At 72.8% G+C, this 26,620-nt stretch carries 20 protein-coding genes and 1 other RNA gene; 7 read left to right on the forward strand and 14 right to left on the reverse strand.

What is annotated here, in order from left to right; all coding sequences use genetic code 11:
- Positions 1-2: 2 nt before the first annotated feature.
- From ABFX54_RS02845 to ABFX54_RS02865, 5 genes are all read right to left on the reverse strand, one after another.
- Positions 3-317 (reverse strand): hypothetical protein, encoded by a 315-nt coding sequence (locus tag ABFX54_RS02845; protein ID WP_346101277.1) that lies wholly within the window; start codon positions 315-317, stop codon positions 3-5.
- 355 nt (positions 318-672) lie between these two features.
- Positions 673-1,064, reverse strand: an RNA gene (gene rnpB / locus ABFX54_RS02850) — RNase P RNA component class A.
- 72 nt (positions 1,065-1,136) lie between these two features.
- Complete coding sequence (locus tag ABFX54_RS02855) at positions 1,137-2,432, reverse strand: bifunctional RNase H/acid phosphatase (protein WP_346101278.1); 1,296 nt, start codon at positions 2,430-2,432, stop codon at positions 1,137-1,139.
- Positions 2,429-3,169, reverse strand: coding sequence for a zinc ribbon domain-containing protein (locus ABFX54_RS02860; protein WP_346101279.1), 741 nt, complete (start codon positions 3,167-3,169; stop codon positions 2,429-2,431). The genes ABFX54_RS02855 and ABFX54_RS02860 overlap by 4 nt, the downstream gene beginning before the upstream one ends.
- Positions 3,170-3,171: 2 nt before the next feature.
- Positions 3,172-3,972, reverse strand: coding sequence for a Nif3-like dinuclear metal center hexameric protein (locus ABFX54_RS02865; protein ID WP_346101280.1), 801 nt, complete (start codon positions 3,970-3,972; stop codon positions 3,172-3,174).
- Between the two features lie 105 nt (positions 3,973-4,077).
- On the opposite strand from ABFX54_RS02865, the gene ABFX54_RS02870 reads away from it, so the two are divergent.
- Positions 4,078-5,532 (forward strand): flavin-containing monooxygenase, encoded by a 1,455-nt coding sequence (locus tag ABFX54_RS02870; RefSeq protein ID WP_346101281.1) that lies wholly within the window; start codon positions 4,078-4,080, stop codon positions 5,530-5,532.
- Positions 5,533-5,565: 33 nt separating this feature from the next.
- Here ABFX54_RS02870 and ABFX54_RS02875 read toward each other — a convergent pair whose 3' ends face one another.
- On the reverse strand, positions 5,566-10,149 hold the full coding sequence (locus ABFX54_RS02875) for a tetratricopeptide repeat protein (RefSeq protein WP_346101282.1): 4,584 nt from the start codon (positions 10,147-10,149) through the stop codon (positions 5,566-5,568).
- Positions 10,146-10,460, reverse strand: coding sequence for a CU044_2847 family protein (locus tag ABFX54_RS02880; protein ID WP_346101283.1), 315 nt, complete (start codon positions 10,458-10,460; stop codon positions 10,146-10,148). The genes ABFX54_RS02875 and ABFX54_RS02880 overlap by 4 nt, the downstream gene beginning before the upstream one ends.
- A 58-nt stretch (positions 10,461-10,518) precedes the next feature.
- On the opposite strand from ABFX54_RS02880, the gene ABFX54_RS02885 reads away from it, so the two are divergent.
- Positions 10,519-11,682 carry a hypothetical protein gene (locus ABFX54_RS02885; RefSeq protein WP_346101284.1) on the forward strand — a complete coding sequence of 388 codons (1,164 nt, stop codon included), beginning with the start codon at positions 10,519-10,521 and terminating at the stop codon, positions 11,680-11,682.
- Positions 11,675-12,667, forward strand: coding sequence for a hypothetical protein (locus tag ABFX54_RS02890; RefSeq protein ID WP_346101285.1), 993 nt, complete (start codon positions 11,675-11,677; stop codon positions 12,665-12,667). The genes ABFX54_RS02885 and ABFX54_RS02890 overlap by 8 nt, the downstream gene beginning before the upstream one ends.
- A gap of 23 nt (positions 12,668-12,690) precedes the next feature.
- Here ABFX54_RS02890 and ABFX54_RS02895 read toward each other — a convergent pair whose 3' ends face one another.
- From ABFX54_RS02895 to ABFX54_RS02920, 6 genes are all read right to left on the reverse strand, one after another.
- The gene (locus ABFX54_RS02895; RefSeq protein WP_346101286.1) at positions 12,691-14,673 is read right to left on the reverse strand and encodes an Hsp70 family protein; all 1,983 of its coding nucleotides are present in this window, start codon (positions 14,671-14,673) and stop codon (positions 12,691-12,693) included.
- Entirely contained in the window at positions 14,657-15,475 is an 819-nt protein-coding gene (locus tag ABFX54_RS02900) for a hypothetical protein (RefSeq protein ID WP_346101287.1), read from the reverse strand. Before ABFX54_RS02900 ends, ABFX54_RS02895 begins: the two co-directional genes overlap by 17 nt.
- Positions 15,472-17,091 carry a WD40 repeat domain-containing protein gene (locus ABFX54_RS02905; protein WP_346101288.1) on the reverse strand — a complete coding sequence of 540 codons (1,620 nt, stop codon included), beginning with the start codon at positions 17,089-17,091 and terminating at the stop codon, positions 15,472-15,474. The genes ABFX54_RS02900 and ABFX54_RS02905 overlap by 4 nt, the downstream gene beginning before the upstream one ends.
- 91 nt (positions 17,092-17,182) lie before the next feature.
- The gene (locus ABFX54_RS02910; RefSeq protein WP_346101289.1) at positions 17,183-19,663 is read right to left on the reverse strand and encodes an AAA family ATPase; all 2,481 of its coding nucleotides are present in this window, start codon (positions 19,661-19,663) and stop codon (positions 17,183-17,185) included.
- Positions 19,660-21,051 carry a hypothetical protein gene (locus tag ABFX54_RS02915; protein ID WP_346101290.1) on the reverse strand — a complete coding sequence of 464 codons (1,392 nt, stop codon included), beginning with the start codon at positions 21,049-21,051 and terminating at the stop codon, positions 19,660-19,662. The genes ABFX54_RS02910 and ABFX54_RS02915 overlap by 4 nt, the downstream gene beginning before the upstream one ends.
- A complete protein-coding gene (locus ABFX54_RS02920; RefSeq protein WP_346101291.1) occupies positions 21,048-21,854 on the reverse strand; it encodes a 4Fe-4S single cluster domain-containing protein in 807 nt (268 codons plus the stop codon). The genes ABFX54_RS02915 and ABFX54_RS02920 overlap by 4 nt, the downstream gene beginning before the upstream one ends.
- Here ABFX54_RS02920 and ABFX54_RS02925 point away from each other — a divergent pair.
- Together ABFX54_RS02925 and ABFX54_RS02930 are read left to right on the forward strand one after the other, a co-directional pair.
- A complete protein-coding gene (locus ABFX54_RS02925) occupies positions 21,853-22,881 on the forward strand; it encodes a dipeptidase (RefSeq protein WP_346101292.1) in 1,029 nt (342 codons plus the stop codon). The genes ABFX54_RS02920 and ABFX54_RS02925 overlap by 2 nt on opposite strands.
- Positions 22,878-23,957 carry a M20 family metallopeptidase gene (locus tag ABFX54_RS02930; protein ID WP_346101293.1) on the forward strand — a complete coding sequence of 360 codons (1,080 nt, stop codon included), beginning with the start codon at positions 22,878-22,880 and terminating at the stop codon, positions 23,955-23,957. The genes ABFX54_RS02925 and ABFX54_RS02930 overlap by 4 nt, the downstream gene beginning before the upstream one ends.
- Before the next feature lie 36 nt (positions 23,958-23,993).
- On the opposite strand, the gene ABFX54_RS02935 is transcribed toward ABFX54_RS02930, so the two are convergent.
- Entirely contained in the window at positions 23,994-24,389 is a 396-nt protein-coding gene (locus ABFX54_RS02935) for an SSI family serine proteinase inhibitor (protein WP_346101294.1), read from the reverse strand.
- A 287-nt stretch (positions 24,390-24,676) separates the two neighbouring features.
- Here ABFX54_RS02935 and ABFX54_RS02940 point away from each other — a divergent pair, with 287 nt between their 5' ends.
- Positions 24,677-26,107, forward strand: a complete 1,431-nt coding sequence (locus ABFX54_RS02940; protein ID WP_346101295.1) for an Nramp family divalent metal transporter — start codon at positions 24,677-24,679, stop codon at positions 26,105-26,107.
- 91 nt (positions 26,108-26,198) lie between these two features.
- A partial coding sequence (locus ABFX54_RS02945; protein WP_428834485.1) for an alcohol dehydrogenase catalytic domain-containing protein occupies positions 26,199-26,620 on the forward strand: 422 nt, incomplete at its 3' end.

Here is a 26,620-nt window from a genome sequence, read left to right on the forward strand (position 1 = left end):
GGCTACTCCATGAGTCGGTTGAGCACCTCATCGATGTCCAGCGACCCACCCGAGGCCACGCGATCTTTGGGAGCACTCCTTACCGCTTCGACATAGTCAGGAATGCCGCGGAGACGAATGGTCGCGAGGAGATTGTTAGCGAAATGCACTAGGTGGTCAATATCCTTGGTCCGCTGAAAGGCCAGCATGGCACGGCAGGTGCTGCGTAGGAGCTCCCTCTGTTCAGCGGGTTCTAGCCCATCAATTGTTGCCATGGCCCGTTCGACCGCTGGGTCATCATGCGAAACAGAACCGGCCGGGAGGAATTCCTCGTTCATGCCTTCCTACTCCGTGGTGTAGTTTGCTGCTGGTTTCGATGCGAAGAGAGACGGCTATTGATGCTTGCAGCACGCATACAGGGGTTGCCTGAAGGGGACATCCTTCTTTAGCGATCACGGGAATCCCGAAGGATCGAACGCTTATTCGATGTGACAGTACGCCTGCGGGTCCCACTCTTCCAGGGGCGCCCACGGACCTTACCTTCGCGTAAGGAGGCGCCCAGCCGGCATCTGTAGACCCATCCGGTAGTAGATGTAACCCGTGCCGGGCCCTCGAGCGTCAGGCCAGAGTGCCCCCAATGTGCCCTGCTCCATGCATACCGGCTGTTCCACGCCAGGTCAGAAGGAGGATGGGGTGACGAGTCGGCCTGTAGGCCGGGTTCTGTCCTTCTCGCGAAGGGGCGACCATCCATCTAGGGCCGCCGTTGCCGGCGGTCTCAAGCGGTCTACCCGCGCGGCTCGGGCGGGCAGCCCTCGAACGTCGCGCGCGGAACGCTCCGGAGAGCGTCCCTTCTTGACCTTGCTCCGGGTGGGGTTTACCTAGCCGCCCACGTCACCGTGGGCGCTGGTGGTCTCTTACACCACCCTTTCACCCTCACCTCCCGGCCAGGCCGGAAGGCGGTCTGCTTTCTGTGGCACTTTCCCGCGGGTCACCCCGGGTCGGCGTTACCGACCACCCTGCCCTGTGGAGCCCGGACCTTCCTCGGCGGGCCTGATGAGGCCCGACGCGGTCGCCCGGCCGACTCGTCTGCGGAAGGGTATCAAATTTCGGCCGATCCCCGGTCTGCCGCGCCGGGTGGAGCTCCGGCACGGCGTCCGTCAGCGGAGGTGGGAGGTGTCGTTGAAGGACTTCACCACGGACGGGCCGTCCGCGTAGTACTCGATCAGCGACAGGCAGGCCAGGTCGAGGTGCATGCGGTAGAGCGACTCCAGCGGCGCCAGCAGGGCCTGCCGCAGAAGCAGCTTGATGGGCGTCACGTGCGAGACCGCCAGCACCGTCTTGCCCTCGTGCCGTTCCGCCAGCCGTTCCCTGGCCGCCTCGACGCGGCGGGCGGTCGTGGCGAAGCTCTCGCCGCCCGGCGGGGCGACCTCCGGGTCGGCGAGCCAGGCCGCGAGTTCGGCGGGCCAGCGGCGCTGCACCTCCGTGAACGTGTGGCCCTCCCAGGCGCCGAAATCGGCCTCCCTGAGGTCTTCGCACACGTCCACGTCGAGGCCGGTGCGGGCGGCGACCGCCTGCGCGGTCTGGCGGGCGCGCTTGAGCGGGGAGGTGACGATCACGTCCAGCCGGTACGGATCCCGTGACAGCCGTTCCGCTGCTGCGGATGCCTGAGCGAGGCCGGCGGCCGTGAGTTCGGCGTCCCCACGGCCTGAGAAGCGTCGTTCGAGGGAAAGGTGGGTTTCGCCGTGCCGGAGGAGGAGCAGGGAAGTGGCAACTCGGGCAGGCGGGGCCCAGCCGGTACCGGTTCCGGTGGCCGTCGTGTTCGTGGGTCTGGCTTTCTGCTGGGCGGAGGCCAGGGAGGCCGTGGGGCCGGACAGGCCGGTGTCGAGGAGATCGGTCTGGCCCGCCGACTTACTCGATCCCTTTGTGGAGGGCTGGGGTCCCGTGTCGGTCTGCGTCGCCTTCTTGGCCGTGCCAGTACTTCTGTCGGGCTTGGCGGCGCCGTCGTCCCCCGACGTGCCCCCCGCCGTCCAGGTGAGGCCCTTGGCGGCGGCGTCCATGGCCTCGTTGGCCAGGCGGTCGGCGTGTTTGTTGCGTTCGCGCGGGATCCAGGTCCACTCCGTCACGCGCAGCCGCCTGACCAGCGACCCGGCCTGCGCCGCCAGCGGGCGCAGGCCCTCGTTCTTGATCTTCCAGCGGCCGGCCATCTGCTCGATGACCAGCTTCGAGTCCATCCTCACGGCCACTGCCGACCCGTCCCCGCCCAGGTCGAGCACGGCCTGGAGGCCCGCGATCAGGCCGCGGTATTCGGCGACGTTGTTGGTGGTGACGCCGATCGCCTCGGCCGCCTCGGCCAGCACCTGGCCGTCGGCGGCGTCCTTGACGACCGCGCCGTAGCCGGCCGGCCCGGGGTTGCCCCGCGAGCCGCCGTCCGCCTCGATGACGTAGGAGGTCACAGGCCTGACTCTGCCGTACGGACGAGGATGCGGCGGCACTCCTCACACCGGAGCACCTCGTCGTGGGGAGCGGCCTTGATGCGGTTCATCTCGGCGATGGACAGGGCCACCTTGCAGCCCTGGCACCGGCCGCCGTGCAGCATGGCGGCGCCCACGCCGTACTGCTCCCTGAGCTTCTCGTAGAGCTTGAGCAGGTCGGCGGGGATCTCGCCGGCGACGCCCGTGCGGCGGCCCTGGACCTCGCCCGTCTCCTTCTCGATCTCGGCGAGCGCGGCGTCGCGGCGGTCTTCGGCCGCCGAGAGCTCGGCGCGGACCTCGTCGCGCTTGGCCACCAGGTCGGTCACCTTGGTGTCGGCGGCCTCCCTGCGCTCCATGATCTCCAGCACGACCTCTTCCAGGTCGCCCTGGCGCTTGTGCAGCGAGACGATCTCGGACTGGAGGCTCGCCAGGTCGCGGGGCGAGGTCACGGCGCCGGAGTCGAGGCGTTTCTGGTCGCGGTCGGCCCGGGTGCGCACGGCTTCGACGTCACTCTCGGCCTTGGTCTGCTCGCGCGCCAGGTCTCCCGCCTCGGTCTCGGCCTCGATCACCTGCGTGGCGAGCCTGGCGTGCAGCTTCGACTTCTCGTCGATCACGGCCAGCTCGGGAAGGGTGCGGCGGCGATGGGCCAGCCGGTCAATCACGGAGTCGAGCTCTGCCAGGTCGAGCAGTCGCTTCTGGGCCTCGGGGGCTGCTTTCATGATCAATATCCTCTTGTCCAAGCATCGGTGACCGTGGCGGAGACACGCGTCTCAACGGTAACGCCACTGGCGTGCAGGATGGACGCCGCGCTGTCGAGCCAGGGCCACTCGGTGGCCCAATGGGCGGCGTCGATCAGCGCGGGGCCGCCGGACTCCACGAACTCGCTGGCCGGATGGTGCCGCAGATCGGCGGTCAGGAAGACGTCGACGCCCGCGGCGGCGGCCGTGGCGAGCAGCGAGTCGCCCGCTCCCCCGCTGACCGCCACGCGTGCGACCGGGCGGGACAGCTCGCCCGCCACCCGGAGGCCCGCGGACGTTCGCGGCAGGCCCTTGGCCGCCTGCGCGGCGAACTCGCCCAGCGTCATGCCCTCGGCCACCTCCCCGATGCGGCCCAGCCCGCGCCACGGGTCGTCCGGGAACGGCTTGAGCGGCACCAGGTCACCCACGAGGCCGACGGCTCTGGCCAGGGCGTCGGAGACTCCCGGGTTGGCGACGTCGGCGTTGGTGTGGGCGGTGTAGAGGGCGACGTCGTTCTTGATCAGGGCGCGGATCAGGCGGCCCTTCGGCGTGGTGGCCGCGACGGTCGTCGTGCCGCGCAGGTAGAGGGGGTGATGGGTGACGATCAGGTCGGCCCCCCAGTCGAGCGCCTCCTCGGCCACGGCGGCGACCGGGTCGACCGCGAGCAGCACCCGGCGCACCTCCTGGGCCGGATCTCCGCCGACCAGCCCCACCGCGTCCCACGACTCCGCCCGGCCGGGCGGGTAGGCCGCCTCCAGCACCTCGATCACGTCCGTCAACGTCACAGCAGCCACCTGCGCAGACTACCGGTCCGCCGGGTTCGCGGGGGTGTCTTCAGAACGGGGTTCGGCGTAACGTAAGTGGATCCTGACTTGAGGCGGGAGGACGGCATGGCACCAAGCGTGGCGATCGTCGGTGCGGGGTTCGGTGGGCTGTGCATGGCGATCCGGCTCGAACGCGCCGGCATCCGGTCGTACACGGTCTTCGAGAAGGCCGGTGATCTGGGCGGCACCTGGCGGGACAACAGTTATCCGGGGGCCGGGTGCGACATTCCCTCACATCTGTACTCGTACTCATTCGAGAAGTACTCAAGCTGGACGCGGCGCTATCCCGAGCAGCCCGAGATCCTCGGCTATCTCGAACACTGCGCGGACAAGTACCGCGTCAGGGACAGGATCCGGTTCCGTACGGAGGTCAGGCGGGCGGAGTTCGACGGCTCGGGCTGGCAGGTCACCACGGCCACAGAGGACGGCGGGGAGCGGACGGAGCGGTTCGACGTGGTGGTCATGGGGGTGGGGCAGCTCAACCGGCCCCGGATGCCCGACATTCCTGGCATGTCGGATTTCGAGGGCGTCTCGTTCCACTCCTCCCGCTGGAACCACGAGCACGACCTCACCGGCAGGCGTGTCGCGGTCATCGGGAACGGATCGTCGGCGGCTCAGTTCATCCCGCGCGTCGCCGAACGGGCGGGGCACCTCCACGTCTTCCAGCGCACGCCCAACTGGGTCATCCCCAAGCCGGACGCCACATTCGGGCCGCTGGTCAGGTTCGCCTTCCACTACGTGCCGGGGCTGCAGCGCGCGTACCGCGAATGGATCTACCGCTACGCGGAAGGCACCCTCTACCCCGCGCTGGCCCAGGGCTGGAGCGAGGGGCTGCTCAAGCAGCGGGCGCTGCGCCACCTGCGCGACCAGGTGCCCGGTCCCGAGCTGCGGGCCAGGCTCACGCCCGACTATCCGCCCGGGTGCAAGCGGGTGGTCATCGACAGCTCCTTCTATCCGGCCCTGACCAGGCCCAATGTGTCACTCGTCACCGACAAGATCGTCCGGATCACGCCAGGGGGCGTCGAGACCACCGAAGGCTCGTACGAGGTCGACACCATCGTCTACGGCACCGGCTTCAGGAGCACCGAGTTCCTCGCGCCGATGGAGGTGATCGGACGCGACGGTCTCTCCCTGGAGGAGCGGTGGAAGGACGGCGCCGAGGCCTACCTGGGCATCTCGCTGCCGGCCTTCCCCAACCTGTTCATGCTGTACGGGCCCAACACCAACCTCGGGCACAACTCCATCGTCTTCATGATCGAATGCCAGGCGAACCACATCATGGCGTGCCTGCCGTACCTGGCCGAGCACGGGCCCATCGAGGTGCGGCCCGAGGCGATGGCGGCCTGGCGGCGGCAGCTCGACTCGGCGATGTCGCGGATGGTGTGGGGTGCGGGGTGTCAGAGCTGGTACAAGACGGCCGACGGGCGGGTCACCAACAACTGGCCGGGGCCGACGACGCTCTACCGCCGGCTCACGGCCCGGCCGCCGCGGCCGGCGTACCGGAGCGCCGGGGCCACGTAGAGCGGGGCCACCGGGCTGAGGTCGCCCGGCTGGTCACCTCGTCGGTGGTCCGCCGCCGGCGCGCAGGTGGAAGCAGCGGAGGTCGGCGATCTCCGTGAGCAGGGCTGCGGCCCGGGCGGACACCTCGCCGTGCGCGGTGACCAGGGGCCGGGCGAGGTCGGCGGCGGTGTCGAGGTCGCCCTGCTCGTATCGGAGGGTGGCCAGGGCGAGGCGGGCGAGGTCGCGGGCAGCCGGGTCGGCGCCGTCGATGACCTCGCCGAACCACCAGGCCGCCTCCTCGGCGTCCCCTCGCGCCGAGGCCACCTCCCCCAGCCGCAGCTTGACCTCCGCCGCCAGCCCCACCGCCGAAGCCGAGGCCGGCGCCTGCCCGCCGACCGCCCCTGGCACGAGATCGCCGGTGGCCGAAGGTGGCACGGGGGTGGCCGGGTCCGGCGCAGGGGCCGGATCTGAAGCGGGAGCCCGGTCAAGAGTCCGCGCCGGATCGTGGGCCTGGTCGAGGGCTGGAGTCTGGCCGAAGGTTCGAGTCGGGTCGGGCTCGGCAGCGGGGGCGGCGGCGGGTGGGCGGGCCGTGGAGAGGACGGCGAGGCTGTCGCGGATCTCCGCCGCCGCGTCCTCGTCCCCCGCCTCCACCGTCTCCGCCAACGCCCGTTCCAGCAGCTCCCGCCCCTCCTCGTACGCCCCCGTCACCACCCTGATCCGCCCCAGCAGCGCCATCGCGAACGGCCGGTACTCGGCGTCCCCCTCCCGCACCAGCGGCTCTACCATCTCGGCGGCGGCACTGAGCTTGTCCTGCTTCATGAACAGGCTGGCCAGGTAGGCCCGCGCCATCGGCATCACGTACGGGACGTCCCCGGCCAGCGCCTGCCACAGCAGCGCCCGCGCCTCGTCGAAGCGGCCCTCCATGTACCGGATCCGCCCGAGCCGCGCCTGCGCGGCGGGCAGGAGGCCGGGCGCCAGGGTCGCGGGCGGCCGGGCGAGCAGTTCTTCGAGCAGTTCGCCCGCCGTGTCCATCTCGTTCATGTCGTGCAGGAAGTCGCACGCCCGCAGGTAGGCGAACCCGGTCCCCTCCGGCAGGCCCAGCTCGCGGGTACGGGACGTCGGCGTGCCGAGGGAGGCGAGCCGTTCCCGCATGGTTTCGAGGCGGGCCACTGCGCGCTGGAGGTCACCGTCCCGTACCGCCAGCTTGGCCTGTTCGACCAGCGCCAGCGCGGCGAACTCGGTGAGCGTGGACCCGGCGGCGGCGCTCAGGTCGGCGTCGGCCTCCTCGGTCCGGCCGGCGTCGAGGAGCAGGGCGGCGCGGCGCAGCAGCGCGACGGCGGAGATCTGCGCGTCGCCCGCCCCGCCGGCCGCTTCGAGCAGGTCCAGGACGCCCTCGTCGCGCCCCTGGTCGGCGCGGACGGCGGCCAGGCCGATCCGGGCCAGCGGCGACCAGTACGGGTGGTCGCGCTCGATGGCCTCCTGGAAGCGCCGCTCGGCCTCGTCCGGGCGGCCGAGCTCGATCATCAGCTCGCCGAGCATCTCGGCGGCGCGCGGGCCGTGGTCGGGGTTCGGCGCCCCGGCCACCTCGTTGAGCAGCGTCTCGACCGTGGGCGGCTGCGGCCAGGGGAGCCGGCCGAGCAGGGCGGCGAGGTCGAGCCTGGCCATGGGCGCCCAGTAGTGGTTGCCGGAGTCGATGGCCCGCCGGTACGCCGCCTGCGCGCCCTCGGTCTCCCCCAGGCCGCTGAGCAGGTCGCCGAGGAGGTCGGCGGCGCGGGGCGCGTGGTCGGGATGCTCCTCGGCCATCACCTCTTCGAGCAGCAGCCGCGAGCGCGGGGCCTGCTCGGCGTCCTGCTGCGCGAGCAGGACGGCCAGCTCGATCTTGGCCATCGGCGACCAGTAGGCGTTGCCCGCGTCGACGGCCGCCTGGTACGCGTCCCGCGCGCCGGCGAAGTCCCCTTGGAGGGCGAGCAGGTTGGCGAGCAGGCTGCTCGCGCGCGGGGCGAAGTCGGGGTGGCCCTCGGCCACGATCGCGTCCAGCAGCTCCCGCGTGGTCCCGGCGTCACCCTCCCGGTAGGCGAGGTCGGCGAGGTCCAGCCGGGCGGCGGGGGCCGCGCCAGGGTGGCCGGAGGCGGCCGCCTGCCCGAGCAGGTCCCTGGCGGTGTCGAAGTCCTGCTCCACCAGGGCCAGCCCGCCCATGGCCGCGTGCAGCAGCGGCAGCACGCGCGGGTCCTGCGACTCGGCGACCGACTCCAGCAGCCGGCGCGCGTCGGTCATCTCGCCCCTGTCGACGAGCAGGCCGCTGAGCAGCGTGCGCGCGAGCAGCGGGGCCAGCGACTCCCCCGCGCCGCGCAGCGCCTGGAACATCTCCTGCCGCTCCCCGGAGAGCAGCCCTGGCCCGTCGGGACGGCCCGCGCCGGCGTGTTCGTCGCGCAACCGCTGGAACCTGCGCTCGCGCTCGTTGCCGGGGCCGTGCTGGCGTCCGGGCTCGACGGCCGACTTGCGCACGCCGGTCTCGGCCGGTCGCGGATCGTCCGCGGCCGCGGCCTCCGTCAGCAGCTCGATCGCCTCGTCCTGCCGTCCCTGCCTGATGCGCACCATGGCGAGCTGGACCTCGGCCAGCAGCCCCGGTGGCGCGTCCGGATCGTCGAAGAGCGGTTCGAGCACCTCGGCCGCGCGGGTCATGTCGCCGATGTTGAGCAGCAGCGGCCCCAGCTCGTACGCCGCCAGCGTGACGACCTCGGCGATCCCCGAGACCTGCGCCTCCTCCAGCAGCTCACGGGCCCGCGCGAAGTCGCCCTCCAGCCCCTCGACCGAGCCGAGCAGCACGGTGGCCCACGCCCTGATCTCCGGCTCGCCCGCCATCTCCCGCGCCCTGGCGGCCGCCTGCCTGACCACGCCTGGCTGCCCCTGGACGAACGCCGTGTACGTGAGCGTCAGCAGGTCCTCGTCCGGCGCCTCCGCCACGGCCCGCTCCCAGGCGGCCGAGGCGATCGGCCGCGCGGTGACCACGTCGCGGTCGCCGGAGGCCAGCGCGACGAGGTAGTTGTGCGGCCGGTACGCGACCCCGCCGCCGGGCGCCCGTACCCGCAGCATGGGGTGAACGTTGCCGTCGAGCTGTTCCAGCGCCCACGCGAGCCCGGCGGCGAAGGCGGCGTCAGGGTCGGCGTTGGGCAGCTCCTCGGCGAGGCGGGCGGCCGACACCTCGCGCAGCGCCTGCTCGCCGATCGGCGTGCGCACGCCGGTCCTGCTCCAGTCGATGGCCGCCTGGAGCACGGCCAGGCCCTCCCTGGAGTCGGGGTAGCGGTAGTGGACTTCGAGCTGCCGGGCCCCGACCAGCACCTCGCCCACTCCCCGTTCGGTGAAGTCGTCGTCGGGGTAGAGCTCGGCGGCGCGCGGCCGGTCCTCCTCGGCCAGCGCGGCCGGCACCTCCACCTGCGCGGCCCTGGTCAGCACCGCCTCCGTCGTCTTGGCGACGTGGGTGCTCTGGGCGACGAGGGTGCGGTAGACCGTGCCGCGCATGGTCGCGACGACCGTGATCGGCGGGTCGTGCGCGGCCAGCCGGTCGAGGCTGGCGGTGTTGAGGCTCTGGGCGCTGAGGAACTCGTCCAGGTTCTCCAGCCACATGATCGCGCCCTGGGGCGGCAGCGGCAGCGTCATTTTGGACAGCTCGTCGACCGTGCCGGTCCTGGCCCACGGGACGATGATCGCCGCGTCCGGGCGCTCCCGCCGCAGCAGCTCGACGAGTGAGCGGGACTTGCCGGCCGCCGAGGGTCCCATGGCCACCACGAACGGGTGCGCCAGCGCCGCGGCCAGCTCCTCGTCCACCTGCCTGCGCGGCACGTACACGGGCGGGTCCCCGCGGGCGCCGCGCGCCACGGTGACGCCGAGGTCGTGCACGTCGGCGTCGCGCACCCGAGGCAGCTCGCCGCCGGCGCTCAGCGGGAGCGTGGTCAGCGCCTCGACCCGGGCGCGGTCCTGCCTGGTGAATAGCCTGCGCAGCCCGCCCGGCAGCCCCGGCAGGCGGACCGCCAGATCGTCGGCGGCGATGGCGAACCCGGTACGCGGATCTCCCGACCTGCGTGCCTCCACCCGCCTGACGACCATGCCGATGACGCCGTCGAGCGCGTGGTCGTACACCGGCGCCCCCGAGAAGCCCGCCTCCAGGTTGATGCCCTCGCGGGAGACCAGCGCCAGCCAGCCCTGGCCGGTGACCGCCTGGACGAAGCCGGTGGACGGCACGGCGTCGTGGTCGAAACCCCTCGGATAGCCGTGAACGGTGACGTCGTGCCCGCGCGTCCCCCCGGCCGTGCAGAGCGGGGCGGGGACGGCGTCCGCCGGCGGCTCCTCCAGCAGCTCCAGCACGGCGATGTCCGGCCCGGGGAACCAGCCGCCCGGCGCCACCACGGCCTGGATCGGCACGTTGCCGCAGAACTGGAAGCTGACGTCCAGCGGCACGGCCGGCGGCTCGGCGGGCAGCGGCTCGTCCTCCGGCTGACCGGGCACGCAGACGTGGGCGCAGGTCAGGACATGCCGTCCCACGGCGAGCAGGCCGGCCCCGATCTCGCCCGCCGGGTCCTCGGGGGCGGCGCGGACGCGTACCAGCCAGGGCGGCCGGTCGGGGTCGGGCGGGCGCGTCATGGGGCCTGGCTGTTCCAGATGAGCTTGACCGTGAAGTGGCCCTCGATGGCGGTCTTGGCCACCATCACGCCGGCCTGGGCGTTGAGCTTCAGCCCGAACTCGATCTCGTGGGCGTCCGGCGCGAGCCTGCGTACGGCCTCGACCACGGGCTTCACCGTGGTCAGCGTCTTGTCCAGCACCTCCTCCAGGTGCTTGCCCGCGTCGATGATGCCGTCGCCGCGGGAGATCCTGGCGGTGCCGTACGCGTCGTCCTCGACCTCCACCAGCAGCTCGGCCCCCTCGTCGGTGCTGAACCGCACAACTCTGCTCACCCGAACCGTCCCCCTTTTTCGCGGATGCGCCCGGTGGCCTCCGATTTACTATCGCTGTGTGACGGTTGTTCGTAACCCCGATCCGGCGGTGGGGCTCGCCGTGGGCACGGCGTGGACGGCGGCGGCCGTTGACGGCGTGCCGGGTGCGCCGGTGCCGTCGCCCGAGGTGATCGACGGCCGGTTCCTGGCGGAGCTGCTGGGCGGGCTGGGCGCGGCGGGGGCGCTCGTGTGCGCCGTACCGGATCACTGGCTGCACGGCGGGGCGCGGGGCGCGCTGGAGCGGGAACGGCTGGACGGGCTGCTCGGCGGCTTCGGGCTGCCGCCGCCGGTCTTCCTGGGGCACGGGGAGGCGGCCGTCGCCGGGTGCGAGGGGGTTTTCGCGGTCTGCGACGCCGGTACGGACGCCGTGTGTGTGACGTTGTGCCTGGCCGGGGGTGGTGAGGTGGCCGTGGCCGACTCCGAGCGGGCCGGCGTGGAGTGCTACGAGCGGCGGCTGGCGGACGGGCATCCTTCGGAGGAGTTCGCGCACGCGCTGCGCATTGAGGTGCTGGAGCGGCCCGAGCGGGCCGGGCTGGTGCTGCCTCGGGCGCGTGAGCTGGACCGGTACCGCGCCACGCCCGTCTACGAGCCGCTGCTGGCCGGGGGGCGGGCCCGGCTGACGGCGGGGCAGGTGCTCGACGGCTTCGAGCCGGTCGCGGCCGCCCTGCGCGACGCCGTGGCCGCGCTGCTGTCCCGGCATCCGGGGCTGGAGCCTGAGGTGGTGGTCGCGGGCGGTGCCGGGGTGCCGCCGCTGAGCCGGGCCGCCGTGGTGGAAGGGGTGTCCGCGGCCGGGCGCCTTCCGCGTGGGGTGCGCGAGGTGGGTGCCGACGCCGTCGCCCGGGGGGCGGCGCTGATCGCCGCGGGGACGGTGCGGGCGCGCGAGCCCGGGAACTCTTCCGTACGGCTGGCCGGGCGGCGGGTCGCCGGAGGGCTGCTGCGGTCGTGGGAGATCTCGGTGGCGGCTGGCGGGCGGGGCGTCAGGGCCGTGGTCGAGGTGCTGTCCGAGGGGCGGGCGCTGGAGGTGGAGCCGCCAGCCACCGTTACGGGGCCGCCGGTGCCGGAGGGGCGGGTGGCTGTCACGTACTGGCCGGATCGGCTCGGTGGCGGGGTCGTCGTCGTACGGGGTGACGGGGGCGGTCCGGCGCCGGCGTACGTACTGGAGGAGCGGCACGGCGATGGATGAACTGAGGCGGCGGATCGCGGCGGCCGTGGAGACGGGCGGCAGGGAGGCCGCTCTCGACGCGCTGCGCTGGGCCGCGGCGTGGGCGGTGGCCGAGCTCGAACGCGCGGAGCCCGGCGGCGGCCCGGTGGCGGCGCTGGACGGCGTCATCCGGCTCGACGACGCGGTCACCGAGCTCGCGGGCCTGTCCGGCGCGATGTCGGGGCTGCTCGCCGAGGCGGACGCCGGGCCCGACGTGGAGGAGTACCTGCGTACCAGGCAGGAGGACCTGGCGGCGCTCGGGGAGTCGTTGTCCGCGCTGCGGGCCCGGCGCGAGGCGCTGGGTGAGCACGAGGAACGGGTGCGCGCGGCGGTGGGCGAGCACGCCGAGCTGTCCGAGCACGTCACCCGGCTGCGCAGGGCCGAGCGGCTGGCCGGGGCGCTCGGGGAGCTGGCGGCGCAGCGCGCCCTGATCGAGCGGCGGCTGGCCGAGATCGGCCCGCCGGTCGCCGCGGCCGAGGAGGGCGTGTTCGCGGGCTCGGAGGAGCTGCTTCTGCTGAGCGAGGAACGGCGGGCGGCGCTGACGCCACGGGTGCGCGAGTCCCTGGAACGGGCCGCGACGGCGCAGTCCTCCCTCCGCGCGGCCGAGGAGGCGATGGCACGGGCCGAGGCGGACGCGGAGGCCGCCACCGCCCGCTTCGCCGAGCTGGCCGACCTGCGGGAGCAGCGGCTTGAGTCGGCCAAGGCGTACGCGCGGGCCGACAGGGAGATCGCCGACGCCCTCGCCGGGCTCGGGGCGGGGCTTGGTACTGGATCCGGCGCCGGGCCGGGCACGGGGCTCGGGACGGAGCTCTCCGGTGCGGAGCGGGCGCGGGTGTTGCTGGACGGGATCGACGAGCGCCTGCGCGAGGTGGACGCGGCCCTGGCGGGCGCGCTCGCCGACCACGAGGCCCACGCGCGCCGGCCCCGGGTGCCGTGGGGCGACGACACCACCAGAGCCCGCGCCTGATTCCCGCCGATCACGGGCCGGGGTCAGGAGATCAGGAGTTCCGCCTCCTCCGCCAGGCGTTCCAGTTCCCTGGCGACCAACTGGTTGAGCTGCCGGGCGATGTCGCCGTCGTCGTCGGCGGCGAACTGGCGGCCCAGGCTGGTGGCGAGGGCCGCCTCGTTGACCGCGGCCTTCTCGCGCAGCTTGGCCACGAGCTTGTCCTCGCTGCGCAGCTCCCTGACCATGGCGGGCAGGTTGACGTCGCCGATCCGTTCCTTCGCCGCCTCCATGCCGACGAACAGCGCCCAGAGGCCGGCCACGAACGCGATGATCACGCCGAGCGGGCCGGTGGTGGCGATGATGGCCACCCCGCCGCCGAACAACGTCATCGCCAGCACCCCCGCGACCGCCACCCCGACGGTCGCCGCGATGCCGGTCAGCATGCTGGTGGCCGGACCGACGTCCACGCTGATCCGCCAGTCCTTCGAGCCGCTCAGCCGGATCGGGCTCAGCGCCATCGACGCGGGCGGGACGTGCCAGCGCTCGCACACGGGCCTGGTCAGCTCGTTGATGTCGGGCAGCAGGTCGTTCTGCCAGGCCACGACCACCTTGGTGATCGTCGGGTTGTCGGGGTCGGTCAGCTCGCCGTGCACCCCGGCGGCGACCTCCTTGGCGACGTCGTTCAGCGTCCTGATCGATCCGCTGCGCCAGCGGCGCATCGCGCCGACGATGTGCCGGTCGGTGATGCCGTCGGCCGCCGCCCGGCCGAGCTCGTCCGTCAGCGCGGGCAGCCGGTCGGCGATGAGCGACTCGATCCGGTCGCCCGCGAGCAGCTTCCTGACGTCCTTGCGGAAGCCCTCCGCCCGTACGCTGGTGCGCCCGGCCAGGGCGAGCCCCCGCGCGATGGCCACCTCCGGCTCCGCGCCCAGCAGCACGCGGTCGTCGCCGAAGACCTCGCTGGTGATCTCCTGCACGAACCGCATCCGCGAGGCCCCTCCGGTCAGCAGCACCACGTCGGGGTCCGCCGGCATCTCGTCGGCGGCCTGGATCAGGTCGTCCCGGTACGCCTGCCGCCACGACCGCTGCTCCAGCGCCGGCTGCGGCGTGTCGAGGACCTCCGCCATGTCCGCGCCCGACAGCTCGATCACCACGAGCACCCTGCCGCCCGCGTCGAACACCGGGTGGGTGACCACGATCATCTCCCTCGCGTCGCGGACGAAACGCTCGGGGTCGGTGCGGAAGAACTGCTCCTTGGCCTGCCGGCAGCGCAGCTCCAGCTTGAGGCGTTCGGTGGTGTCGTCGAGCGCCTCTTCGAGCCGGGCCCGTTCCGGATGCCGTTCCACGACCCTGGCCAGGATGGTCTTGTCGATCAGGTGCGCGCCCAGCCTGGTGCCGTAGTCGAACGGCCGCGCGCTGCGGCCGATCACTGCGGTGAAGTCGGTGGTGGAGGAGCCGAGGTCGGTGACGAGGACCGAGCCGAGCAGCCGGTCCACGTCCACGCGCACCTCGCCGGCGTCCCTGGCGTACAGGAGGGCGGCGCGCGATTCCGGCACCACGGTCACCGGCCCGCGCACGGCGTCGGCGAGCACCTGGGCGTAGGCGTCCATGATGGCGCGGTCCCAGCCCGAGGGCGCGCCGAAGACCCATTCGACCCGTTTGGCGGCGGGTATGGTGCGCATGTCGTCGATGTCCTGTCTGATCTTGCCGACGAACAGCTGCACCGGGCGGCGGACCTCCTCCCGGTCGACGTGCGGCGACTTGAACGCCAGGTAGAGCCGGTCGACGTCCCTGGCCCACACGGCGTCCTCACCGACCAGCACCGTTGGCTGGACATCAGGTGACTGGGCGTCGGGTGGCAGAGTTTCGGGCGGCAGGGTGGCGACGGCGGTGACGTGCTGGCGGCCGCCGCGGCCCTTCAAGTCGATCACGTTGGGCACGCTGTTCTTGCCCGTGTGCGCCCACGCCACGGCGGTCTCCCCGTGGCCGAGGTCGAAGCCGACGACGACGGCGTCAGACGTCTTGCTCATTTCTCTCCCCCTCCTGGCCGGACTCCGGCCGCACCTCCTGATCGGGCTCCGGGAGCGTCGCGAACGCCTCGCCGCGGCGCAGCAGCTCTCCTCGCGTGGTGAGCGCCGGTCGTCTCGTCCGGCCCGAGTCTTCTGGACGTACGCAGTCGTGGATCTCGAACAGCTCGCCGTTGTGCCCGTCGTACGTCACCACGTCGATGCCGTGCCGCTGGCGCAGCGCGGTGCGCAGGTCTCCGACGTAGGCCAGCGCCAGCTCGCCGTCCCGGGTGTGCTCCGCGCCGAGCAGCAGGTGCAGGTGGCCGATCAGCTCGGCGTCGGCGGCCCACGGCTGGATCACCTTCTGCGGCGGTGGCGGCTGGGCGGAGGCCAGGAGCCTGCGGGCCGCCGCGAACGCGCTCTTGGCGGCCTCGCTCAGCGTGGAGACGTGTACGCGCGGCGGCTCCTGGGCGCGTTCCTGGGCCGGGGGCGGCTCCGAGAAGATCGGCAGCCGGATCCTGGGCAGCGGCAGGCCGGGGCCCCGTTCCTGCGGACGCCGATCCTGCGGGCGCCGGCTGCGGGGCTGCGGCGTGCGCAGGGCGGCGAGTGAGGCCAGCAGTGCGGTCCTGAGCAGGGCGATCGTGGCCGCCTGCCGTTCGGCGTCCTGCGTGCCCGGCGGGGTGCCCTCGTGGACGTAGCGCTCGAAGTCGTCGAAGGCCTGCCGCAGCGCCCTCTTCGCCTCCTCCACCGTGACCTCCTCGGCCTCCGGCAGGGTGCCGAGCGGGTCGGCCTCCTCCAGCAGCGTCAGGAACTGCTCCTCGTTCACGCCTGTCCACTCCTGCCTGATGATCGGGTGAAGTCGCGGGCCCAGAGCCGGACCAGCCCGTCGGCGCCCGCGCTGAGCAGCCAGTCCGCATGCGAGGCGACCGCCTTGACGGCGGCGGGCGCATGCGTGCCCACCACGGATCCCGAGCCCACGGATCCAGCGCCTACCGCGGATGCCGTGCCCACCGCCGGTCCCGCGCCCGCCCACGGGTGGCAGCGGATCAACCCGGTGTCGTCGCCGGTGACGATCACGCCGTCGTCGCGCACCGCCACCGTGCGAATCGGCCGGCCCACCGTAGGAAGTGCTGTGACGTGGGCGGCGGTCAGGTCGCAGCGGGCGACGGTGCCGTCGAGGTGGCCGATCGCCAGCGTCCTGCCGTCCGGGGCGAAGGCGAGGGCGGTGATCCGGCCGGCGGCCTTGATCGCGCGGACGCGGTCGCCGGTGTGGCCGTCCCAGAGGCGGATCGTCCCGTCGGTGCCGCCCGTGGCGACGATCGTGCCGTCCCCCGTCACGGCCAGGGCGCTGGCGGCGGCGATCGTGACGTCCACGTGGAAGGCGTCCCCGCCGTGGCCGATGGGCGTGCGCCAGAGCGCGCCGGTGCCGTCCAGGCTGAACACGGCGGTGTCGCCGGCGTGCACGGCGATGACCCGGTCGAGGTGGGCCACCAGCGGCCGGGGCTCGCTGCCGTCGTCCGCGCGCCGGCACAGGACCACTCCCCTGCCGTCGCCGCTGACCACGAGGTCGTCGTTCATGTGCACGGCGGTCACGCGGGCGGCGTGGCGGGAGTCGAGGGACAGCCGGACGGCGCCGGGCAGGCCCCACGCGGTCACCGACCCGTCGGCGCCACCTGCCGCGACGACGGCCCGCCCGTCCCGCAGCACGCCGGCCGCACCTGCCGTGATCCCACCCCGTACCCGCACCACCTCAGGCGCGGTCCGCACCCCGCTCCCGGGTGCGAGCGTTGGCCGCAGATCCCCTGAGAGCTCAGTCTGCGGCTTGCGGGTGGCGGGTGGGCGGGTGAGGAGGAGGCGGGCCTGAGGGTGGCCGCGTCGGATGGTCTCGGCGACGAGTTCCGGCAGGGGCCAGCCGGGCAGCCGGTTGATCACGGTCAGCCGGTCCTCTCCTGCTGCGAGCCCGTTCAGGGGCGGTTCGAACACCTCCGCCTCGTAGGTGACCGACAGGGCCCCGATCCCGCCCGCGAGCGTGAAGGCACGTTCCACCGGGTCGCCGGATAATTCGGGCATCAGCGACCGCCACTCCACCACGCGCAGATCGGCCGACTCCACCGGCCTGGCTTCGCTGGTCAGGTCGAAGCGGGCGGCGGTGATCCGTTCCTCGGCGATCTCCACGACGACGACCTCGCCGGCTGCCCCGGCCTGCTCAGCTGCCTGGTGTGGGTCGGCGTCGGTGAGGTCCAGCGCCGCCAGCTCCCGTGCCACATCCTGCTCGGCCCTGCGCCGCTCCTCCGGCCGGACGGGCCCGGCCCGCACCAGCGTCTCCGATCTCGGGCCCAAGTGGGCGGCTCGGACGACCGCCAGCAGGTCGTGTGTGCGTTGGCCGGTGGTCAGGCGGTCGGTGAAGTCGCGTTCGTCGTCGGCCGTCAGACGACCCAGCACGGGTGGGCCGTACAAGGTCCAGCCGCACGTCCGGCAGTGGGAAGGCTCGCCGGCGGCGGTGGTGAGGCACACGGGGCAGCGCGGGGATGCGTCAGCGGGCATGGGGCACGTCCTCGTGGGTGATCGTGGACAGGTCGTGCGCCCCGTTCGCGGTGCGTCTGGCCAGCCCGGTCTCCAGCCGTTCCAGCAGCTTGCGCACCGTCCTGGCGTTGCCGAAGGCCGCACCGCCGGCCTCGCGTTCGGCGGCCAGCCAGTCCGCGGCCTTCTCGACGGCGGCGGCGGTGAGCGTGTAGCCCTGGGCGGCGGCGGCGATCCGCAGGATCTCGGTCAGCTCGCCGGTCGTGTAGCCGGGGAATTCGATCCGCTCGGCGAACCGGGAGCGCAGCCCGGGGTTGGCGGCGAGGAAGTCGTCCATCTCGCGCGGGTAGCCGGCCGCGATCACCACCAGCTCGCCCCGGTGGTCCTCCATCTCCTTGACCAGGGCGGTGATCGCCTCCTGCCCGTACGGGTCGTGGCCCCCGCCCTCCGACAGGCCGTACGCCTCGTCCACGAACAGCACCCCGCCCAGCGCCGACCGTACGGCCTCGCGGACCTTGACCGCGGTGTGGCCGAGGTACTCCCCGACCAGGTCCGCCCTGGACACCTCACGCACCGCGCCGGTGCGGAGCAGGCCGAGCGCGGCGAAGACGCGCCCCACGACCCTGGCCACGGTGGTCTTGCCGGTGCCCGGCGGGCCGACGAACAGCAGGTGCGGCGCGACCAGGTCCTGCCCCGTCCGCCTGCGCCCACGCAGGGCCAGCACCTGGTACAGGTCCCTGACCAGGTCCTTGACGCCGGACAGCCCCACCATCGCGTCGAGCTCGCCCAGCAGCTCGGCGGGGTCGGGCGGGCCGGCGGAGGCCGCGTCCGGCAGCAGCCCGGTCAGGTGGGACGGCTCCAGCGGCCGGTCGGGGTCGCCGTCCTCGGCCCACCGGTCGTACAGCTCGCCGGCCAGGTTGCGCATGGCTCTGGCGTTGCCGAACTCGGCTCCGGCCTCGTCCCGCGTCCTGATCACCACGGCGCGCAGCGCGGGCTCGGTCTCGGGGGTCCAGGTCAGGCCGCGGTCGGCGAGCATGCCGAGCAGGATCGCGAGCAGCTCTCCCGGCTCGTAGTCGGGGAACTCGATCACGTTCGTGCGGGGAAAGCGGCTGCGCAGGCCGGGGTTGGCGTCCAGCAGGCGTTCCATGGGCTCGGGATAGCCGGCCAGGACGGCGACGAAGTCCTCGCGGCCGCTCTCCAGCAGGGAGACGAGCGTGTCGATGGCCTCCTGGCCGTAGCCGGGCCCCTGCTGGACCAGCCGGTACGCCTCGTCGATGAACAGCACCCCGCCCCGCGCCTCCTCGACCCTGGCGGTGACCTCGTGCGCGGTGTTGCCGACGAACCGGGAGACGATCGTGGCCAGCTCCGCCCGCACGACGTGGCCGCTGGGCAGCAGGCCGAGGTCGCGGTACATCTCCCCGACCAGCTCGGCCACGGTGGTCTTGCCGGTGCCCGGGTTGCCGGCGAACACCAGGTGGGGCGAGCCGCGCCCGGGCCCGCCCCGGCCCCGTTCGCGCAGCGCGCGCTCGGCGGCCAGCCGGGCGTTCAGGCGGCGTAGGTGCTGCTTGACCGGGGCCAGGCCGGGCATGCGCTCCAGCCGTTCCCACGGACTGTCGTCGCCGTGGCCGGGCCGCTCCACCCAGCCGCGCTCGCGCAGCAGGCTACGGCCGAGCGGCGTCCCCTCGGCGGCCAGGCGGGTGAGCCTGCTCTCCCAGACGCGCAGCGGCAGGCGGGCCGAGGCCAGGTCACGGGCCAGCCTGGACAGCTCGCGCGGGTCGGCCGGCACCAGGCCGGAGCGCAGCCGTAGCAGGTGGACGAGCCGTTCGAGCTCGGCCGCGTCCGGCGGACCGACGGCGAAGGCGCCGTGCCGCCCCGGCTCGCGCAGCCGCGTCAGGTGGCTCTCCAGCCGGGGGAAGCCGTGCGTCGCGGCCACGGCGTCCTGCACGGCGAGCAGGGTCTGGTGCTTGAACAGCATGACGACGAGGTGACCGCCGGCGCCGCCGAGCCAGCCGGACAGGGCGGCGGCGGCGTTGCGGACGGCGTTGGAGTGCCTGAGCCACTCGTCCGCCTCCAGGAACACGAGCGCCGTACGCGGCCCGCCCTCGCGCATGAACGAGTCCATGAGCCGCACCGCGGCCTCGTCCCCCAGTCCCTGGACGGGGACCGGCGCGGGAGCCGGGCCGAGGTCGGCGATGATCCCGCTCCCCATGGGCCCGGTGAGGCCGGACCGCATCCGGCGGGGCCGGGCCCGGGCGGCCGGCCGGGGGCGGGACGACGCCCTGGAGCGCTCGTCGAGGAAGTAGACGTTCCACTTGACGCCGCTGAAGACGATCCGCTCGAAGCCCTCGGCGAGCAGCGCGTCGCACAGCGCCTCGTCGATCCTGACGGCCCGGTGGTCGGCGCCGACGAACACGTCGTCCACGGCCTCGCCGTACAGGACGACGAGGGGCTCTCCCGCGCTGTCCAGCGCGGCCAGCCGGGCCGGCCGCGTCACCGCCCGGCCTCGTCCTGGAACGTGCCAGCCCGGCTCGCGCGCTCCTTCCCGGCGGGCTCGCGCAACATCCGCATCTCGCGCAGGACGGGATCGGGCGCGCCCGGCTCGGTCTCGGGGTCGCTCACGTGGACGCCGTTGGCGCGCAGGTGGGCGGTGATCTCGCGGCTGCGGGCCAGCCGCTGGTCCAGCGAGCCGCTCTCCTCGTCGTACGAGATGACGCGCAACGTGTTCTGGCTGTCGTCCGACTCGGCGGTGACGACCTCGATGACGATCTCGTCGCCGCCCGGGTGGCGCAGCTTGGCGTAGAACGCCTCGCGCTGGTCCTGGCCGGCGTACCCGGTCTCGTCCTCCAGAAGCAGGAACCCGGCGAACTGGTCGAGCCTGGTGACCACGAAGTCGGCCAGGTTCACCCGGATCTGGGAGGCGAGCAGCCGCCGCTCGGCGCGCTCGGCGATCTCCGACCAGCGTTCGCGGTAGCGGGGGGCGGTGCTCTCGACGATCTCGCGCAGTTCCTCGACGCCGAGCGGGCGGGCCTCGTCGCGGACGCGGTCGTAGGCGGCGGCCACCTCCGCGCGCAACTGCTCCAGCTCGCCCATCGACCAGTGGCCGAGGTCGAACCGCACGCCCTGCTCGGCGCCCTCCATGCCGGCGACGGACACGTCCATGTCCCGTTCGATCATGGCGCGTACGGTGTCGAGCTCCTGGGCGGCGTCGGAGCGGGCCCCGGTCCACTCGCGGTGGCGCAGCTCCAGGGTGACGCGCAGGTCGCTCAGCTCGTGGTAGACGGTCTGCGCCAGGCCCAGCGCGGCCTCGGGCGTGCCCTGGGCCAGGTTGCGCTCCACGGTGGCGAAGCGCTGCGCCAGGGCGGTCAGCCTGCCGGGCTCGTACCGTTCGTGGGGATAGGTCGCGGCGATGAGGTCGCGCAGGGCGCCCGCCTCGGCCAGCGTGGCGGCGGCGGCCTGGGCCGCCGTGCGCCGGCCGCCTTCGAGGTCGTCCAGGCGGCCCTCGATCTTGTGCCGCTCGCCGCGTTCGGCGGCGATCTCGGCCCGGAGCGCGCGTTCGCGTTCGGCCAGCCTGCCGCTCAGCTCACGGCGCAGTTCGCGGTCGGCGGAGAGCATCCGCCTGGTCAGCTCCTCGCCGTGCTCGCGCAGCCGCCGGTTCGTCTCCTGCTCCAGCAGCCTGGTCTGCGTGCTGAAGCCGCCCACCACCTGCTCGACCCGCTCCTGCCGCTCGCGCATCTCCCCCAGGCTGTCCTGCGCGCCCTCCATGGCACGCCGCCTGACCTCCTCCATGACGGAGTCGTCGATCGCCCAGCGGGCCAGCGGCGCGGCCACCCTCGTACGGAACCATTCCGACATGTCGACGTGGTACTGCTTCTTCCCGCTCATCGCATCCTGCCTCCGCCCGGCGTGACGTGCCCGGCCGCGCCGCCGGGCTCTGGTCCGGTGTCTAGCGCGCCGAGCAGGCCAGGGGGCGGGACGCCGACGAGAAGGACCTCCTCGTCGCGCACCCTGACCTCGGCCTTGCGCGCGCCACCGGTGAAGTCGTGGCCGGCCAGGCGGCCGGTCAGGTGGTGCACCCGCTGGTTGGCGCTGCCGCGCAGGCCCCTGCCGTCGTCCCGGGCGGCCACGTAACGGCCGTCGATGAGGACGTCCAGCCCGGCGAGCAGATCGGGCACGCCGGTGGCGGGCGGGCGGGTGCGCAGGCGTTCGAGGCGGTGGCCGGTGAAGCAGATGACCGTGACATCGCGGACCAGCCGGGCCAGCCTGACCACCTCGGCCAGCCCGCGCGCCTGCTCCATGGGCTCGCCGCCGCTGAGGGTCAGGCCGTCCACCCGGGGGTCGCTCAGCAGCTCGGCGACGAGCGCGGCGGGTTCGACGAGGCGGGCGGGCCGGTCGGGGATCCAGTCGGGCGCCATGCAGCCCCGGCAGCGGAACGGGCACCCCTGCACCCACACCGCCGAGCGGCGTCCCGGGCCCAGCACGGATGTGCCGACGCACGTCGCCGCGACGTTGAGAAGCGACCCCCCGTGTGACCGCCCGCAGGGCGGTAACGGTCGCTGGAAAGTGTTGGGCATGACACCCTCGCCAGGTCCAGCGATTCTCCCTGGTGGCAAATGTACACGCCCAGGGCGGGAAAACCGGAGTGCTTTGTGGAGCTGGAACGATCCCCGCGATACCGTCCGTCCCATGACGAACTCCCTGCACGAGCGCGCGATCGTGGCAGACACCCACAATGACCTCCTGATGGCCGTCTCGGCCCGACCGCCAGGTCAGTGGGCCTCGTTCTTCCGCGAGCGCTGGCTGCCCCAGCTGCGTGACGGCGGCGTGAACCTCCAGGTGCTGCCCGTCTTCATCGACGACCAGTACCGGCCAGAGGGCGCGCTGCGGCAGACGCTGCGCATGATCGAGTGTGCTCACGTGCTGGCCGAGGGGAACGCCGAGCACGTACGGCTCTGCCTCGACGCCGCCGACATCGACGGGGCGCTGGCCGACGGCAGGATCGCCCTGCTGCTGGCGATGGAGAGCATGCCGGGCCTCGACGCGAGCGTGGAGCTGATCTCGACCGTGCACCGGCTGGGCGTACGGGTGGCCTCGATCGCCCACTTCGGCCGCACGCCGCTGGCCGACGGCAGCGGCGAGGACGCGACCGGCAGCGGCCTGACCACGGACGGCGTCGCCGCGCTGGCCGAGATGGAGCGGCTCGGCATCGTCTTCGACGTCTCCCACCTGGGCGCGACCGGCGTCGAGCACGTGCTGGAGCTGGCCACCAAGCCGGTCATGGCCACCCACTCCTCCGCCCGCGCCCTGCGCGACCACCACCGCAACCTCACCGACGACCAGCTCCGCGCCGTGGCCGCCACCGGGGGCGTGATCTGCGTCAACTTCTTCGCCCCCTTCCTCGCCGAGGACGAACGCGACATGACGCTCGACCGGCTGCTCGACCACATCGAGCACATCGCGTCCGTCGCCGGCATCGACCACGTGGGGCTCGGCCCCGACTTCATCCGCGAGGTGATGACCGACCTGACGCCGCCGTGCTGCGAGGACGTGCACATCAGGGGACTGGACCCGAAGCGGGCCGTCCCCGGCCTGGAAGGGCCGTCCGGACTGCCCATGGTGACCGAGGGACTGCTGGCGCGCGGGCTCCCGGAGAAGGACGTCATGCGGATCATCGGCGGGAACGTGCACCGCTTCCTCGGAGAGCGGCTGGCATGAACGACACCGTGGGCATGATCGAGGACCTCGAAGAGCTGGTCCTGTGCGAGTCGTTCTCCAGCGACCTGGAGGCCGTCGCCCGCAGCGCGAAGGTCGTGGCCGCGATGGGCACCCGCCACCTGGGCACGGGGCCCGAGGTGCTGGTGATCGACGGCGTCACGCATCTGCGCTGGTCGTTCGGCACGCCCAGGGTGCTGCTGCTCGGCCACCATGACACCGTCTGGCCGATCGGCACCCTCGCCACCCACCCCTGGTCTTTGGTGGACGGCGTGGCCAGGGGGCCGGGGGTGTTCGACATGAAGGCGGGGCTGGTGCAGACGTTCCACGCCCTGGCGGGGCTCGGCTCGCTCGACGGCGTCACGCTGCTGGTCACCGGTGACGAGGAGGTCGGCTCGATCACCTCGGCCCCGCTGATCCAGGAGACCGCGCGCGGGCTGGCCGCCGCCTTCGTCATGGAGGCCAGCGCCGACGGCGGCGCGCTGAAGACGGCCCGCAAGGGCACCTCGCTCTACCACGTCAAGGTGCACGGCAAGGCCGCGCACTCCGGCCTCGAACCGGAGAAGGGGGCGAACGCCGGGATCGAGCTGGCCCACCAGATCCTGGCCATCGCGGCCATGGGCGCGGGCGCGACCACCGTCACCCCAACGGCCCTGTCGGGCGGCACCACGCACAACACGGTCCCGGCGGCGGCCCAGGTCGGGGTGGACGTGCGGGCGGCGGAGGTGGCCGAGCAGACCCGTGTGGACGCGGCCATGGACGCGCTGCTTGAGCTGGTGCCGGGCACCCGGCTGGAGATCCTCGGCGGCCCCAACCGGCCGCCGCTGGAGCCCTCGATGTCGGCCGGCTTGTTCGCGAAGGCGCAGGAGCTGGCCGCCGGGCTGGGGCTGGCGCCGCTGACGTCGGCCTCGGTGGGCGGCGCCTCCGACGGCAACTTCACCGCCGGCGTCGGCTGCCCGACGCTCGACGGGCTGGGCGGGGTGGGCGGCCGGGCGCAGGCCGACCACGAGCACCCCGTCGTGGCCGAGATGCCCGGCCGCACCGCGCTGCTGCGGGCGCTGATCGAGGCGGTCCGCTAGCGGGCGTCGGGGGGCCGGCCGGGCCGGCCCCCTTGGTCAGACGAGCGGGCCGAGCCTGCGCTCCATCTCGCAGCGGTTGGTGAACGTCTCATGGAACGAGGTCGGCCGGCCGTACCAGTGACCCTTCACCTCGACCTTGACCGGATCGAAGATCATCGGGCATGGGCCCGGGTCGACGTTCAGATCGTCGACGTGCCCGTCCACGCCGCGCAGGACGTGGCAGGCGGCCTGCGGATGGGGATGGACGCCGCCGTCCGGGTCACAGGTCAGGCGGGTCGCGTAGGCGCCGCCGGAGCGGGGCGTGACCGTGATGAAGAGATCGGCTCCCGCGGCGGCCTGGGCGGGAAGCGCCGTGAACGGCACGGCGAACGTGGCGGCCACGCACAGTCCGAGCGCGGCCATCCTGCGGGCGGCGGTCAGCACGAGCGTCATGAGAACCTCCCTGGTCAGCGGCGTCCCAGGGTGGGACGGCGCACCCGTCATGACTACCGTGCGTAATCATCTCACCACCATCGATCACGAGGGCATCTGATCGTGGTCGATCGGACACAGAATGATGTCCGCGCCGGTCATAGGCAGGATCACCGGCCATGGCGGGCACGAACGGGGGTGGGTTTCCGGATCAGGGGGAATATGCGGGGAAGATTAACTAGCTATTCCACTCACCATTTGGGTCTCTGTAATGTGACGTGCAGGTAAGCCCGAACAAGGAGATCCGCATGGCGGAGTTCACCCCCACCGTTCCTGCGCGAGTGTTGCCCGCCGTCGCCGTCCGCGACCTTCCAGAACCACCCCGATCGGCCTGGCGGATCATCGGCCCCGGCCTGGTCGGCGCCGGTGTGGGCCTGGCCTCGGGAGAGTTCATCCTCTGGCCCTACATCGCCTCACAAGTCGGCCTCGTCTTCATCTGGGGAGCCGCGATCGGCATCATCACCCAGTGGTTTCTCAACATGGAGATCGAGCGTTACACCCTGGCCACCGGCGAAACCGCGCTGACCGGTTTCAGCCGGATGTGGAAACACTGGGGTCTGGTGTTCGTCCTGATGGCCCTGGCCTCGAATCTCTGGCCGGGGTGGGTGACCACGTCGGCGACCATGGTGACGTACCTGACCGGGTCGGGAGAGGGCTCGGTGCGGTGGATCGCGATCGGCATGCTGATCGTGATCGCGCTCGGCCTGACGCTGGCGCCGGTGATCTACACCGCGCTGGAAAAGGTGATCTTCGTGAAGATCGCCCTGGTCGCTATCCTCGCCGTGGTCGCGATCGTCGTCGCGATCAACGCCGAGAGCTGGCTGCAGCTGGGCCGGGGCCTGAGCGTCGGCGCCCAGTTCCCGGTGCCGCCGCTGGACTTCGCGGTGCTGATGGGCGCCATCGCGTACGCAGGAGCGGGCGGCGGCCAGAACCTGTGCCAGAGCAACTGGATCCGCGACAAGGGCTTCGGCATGGGCCTTTACGTGCCGCGGCTGGTCAGCCCGGTCACCGGCCACGAGGAGGCGGCGGCCTCGACCGGCTTCCAGTTCGCCCCGACGACGGAGAACCTGGAGCGCTGGAAGCGGTGGTGGCGCTTCGCGAACGTGGAGCAGGCGTGGACGTTCGCCATGGTGTCGTTCGTGACGATCGCGCTCATGTCGATGCTGGCCTACTCCACCGTCTTCGGCCGCGAGGGGCTGGAGAACAGCATCGCCTTCCTCGAAGTGGAGGGCCAGGTGCTGCAGGACGTCGTCGGGCCCTGGTTCGGGGTGCTGTTCTGGGTGATCGGGGCGCTGGCCCTGTTCGCCTCCGCGATGGGCATCGTCGACTACACCTCGCGGCTGGCCTCCGACACGATCAAGACGGTCTACCTGCGTGACAAGCCCGTCTCGGTGAACCGGGTCTACTTCCTCGTGGTCTGGGCGATGGCGCTGATCGGCACCGGGATCCTGCTGGCGGGCCTGGACCAGCCGCTCATCCTGCTGGTGTTCTCGGCGTGCTTCGCGGCCGTGATGATGTTCGTGTACTCCATCCTGCTGATCATCCTCAACCGGCGGGCGCTGCCCGAGGCCATCAAGGTGCGGTCGTACCGGCTGGGGGCGCTGGTCTGGTCGGTCGCGTTCTTCGGCACGCTGACCGTGATCGTGGTGTTCCAGCAGGCGCAGCGGCTGTTCGGCTGACCGTCTGGGCGCACGGCGGGGCGTGGGCGGGATGCCTGTCCGCGCCCCGCCGGTTGACCTCAAGCAGACTTGAGGTTGCAGACTCGGCCGCATGAACGTGGTCGAGGTGAAGAAGTTCGGTGGACCCGAGGTGCTGGTGGCCGAGCGGGCGCCGGATCCCGTCGCCGGGGCGGGGCAGCTGGTGATCGGCGTGTCGGTGGCCGACGTCATGTCCATCGACGCGCAGTTGCGCTCCGGGTGGGGGCGGGAGTGGTTCCCCGGCGAGCCGCCGTACGTGCCGGGCACGGGGGTGGCCGGGCGGGTCCTGTCGGCAGGCGACGGGGTGGACGCCGGGTGGATCGGGCGGCGGGTCGCCGCGCTGGTGCCCGGCGGCGGGTACGCCGAGCGGGTCGCGGCGGACGCGGAGACGGTCGTGGCGGTGCCGGACGAGGTGCCCCTCTGGCGGGCTGCGGCGCTGATCCAGGTGGGTCCGGCGGCGTTGAGCCTGGTGCGGGCGGCCGGGCTGGAGCCGGG

This window comes from Nonomuraea maheshkhaliensis (assembly GCF_039529435.1).
In the GTDB taxonomy this organism is placed as follows: domain Bacteria; phylum Actinomycetota; class Actinomycetes; order Streptosporangiales; family Streptosporangiaceae; genus Nonomuraea; species Nonomuraea maheshkhaliensis.

Excerpts from the sequence above, each read along its gene's own strand:
- ABFX54_RS02925 (WP_346101292.1), top strand. The coding sequence starts at position 21,853 with ATGACGAACTCCCTGCACGAGCGCGCGATCGTGGCAGACACCCACAAT.
- ABFX54_RS02890 (WP_346101285.1), top strand. The coding sequence starts at position 11,675 with ATGGATGAACTGAGGCGGCGGATCGCGGCGGCCGTGGAGACGGGCGGC.
- ABFX54_RS02935 (WP_346101294.1), bottom strand. The coding sequence starts at position 24,389 with ATGACGCTCGTGCTGACCGCCGCCCGCAGGATGGCCGCGCTCGGACTG.
- ABFX54_RS02895 (WP_346101286.1), bottom strand. The coding sequence starts at position 14,673 with ATGAGCAAGACGTCTGACGCCGTCGTCGTCGGCTTCGACCTCGGCCAC.
- ABFX54_RS02875 (WP_346101282.1), bottom strand. The coding sequence starts at position 10,149 with ATGACGCGCCCGCCCGACCCCGACCGGCCGCCCTGGCTGGTACGCGTC.
- ABFX54_RS02860 (WP_346101279.1), bottom strand. The coding sequence starts at position 3,169 with ATGAAAGCAGCCCCCGAGGCCCAGAAGCGACTGCTCGACCTGGCAGAG.
- ABFX54_RS02920 (WP_346101291.1), bottom strand. The coding sequence starts at position 21,854 with ATGGGACGGACGGTATCGCGGGGATCGTTCCAGCTCCACAAAGCACTC.
- ABFX54_RS02915 (WP_346101290.1), bottom strand. The coding sequence starts at position 21,051 with ATGAGCGGGAAGAAGCAGTACCACGTCGACATGTCGGAATGGTTCCGT.
- ABFX54_RS02930 (WP_346101293.1), top strand. The coding sequence starts at position 22,878 with ATGAACGACACCGTGGGCATGATCGAGGACCTCGAAGAGCTGGTCCTG.
- ABFX54_RS02845 (WP_346101277.1), bottom strand. The coding sequence starts at position 317 with ATGAACGAGGAATTCCTCCCGGCCGGTTCTGTTTCGCATGATGACCCA.
- ABFX54_RS02870 (WP_346101281.1), top strand. The coding sequence starts at position 4,078 with ATGGCACCAAGCGTGGCGATCGTCGGTGCGGGGTTCGGTGGGCTGTGC.
- ABFX54_RS02940 (WP_346101295.1), top strand. The coding sequence starts at position 24,677 with ATGGCGGAGTTCACCCCCACCGTTCCTGCGCGAGTGTTGCCCGCCGTC.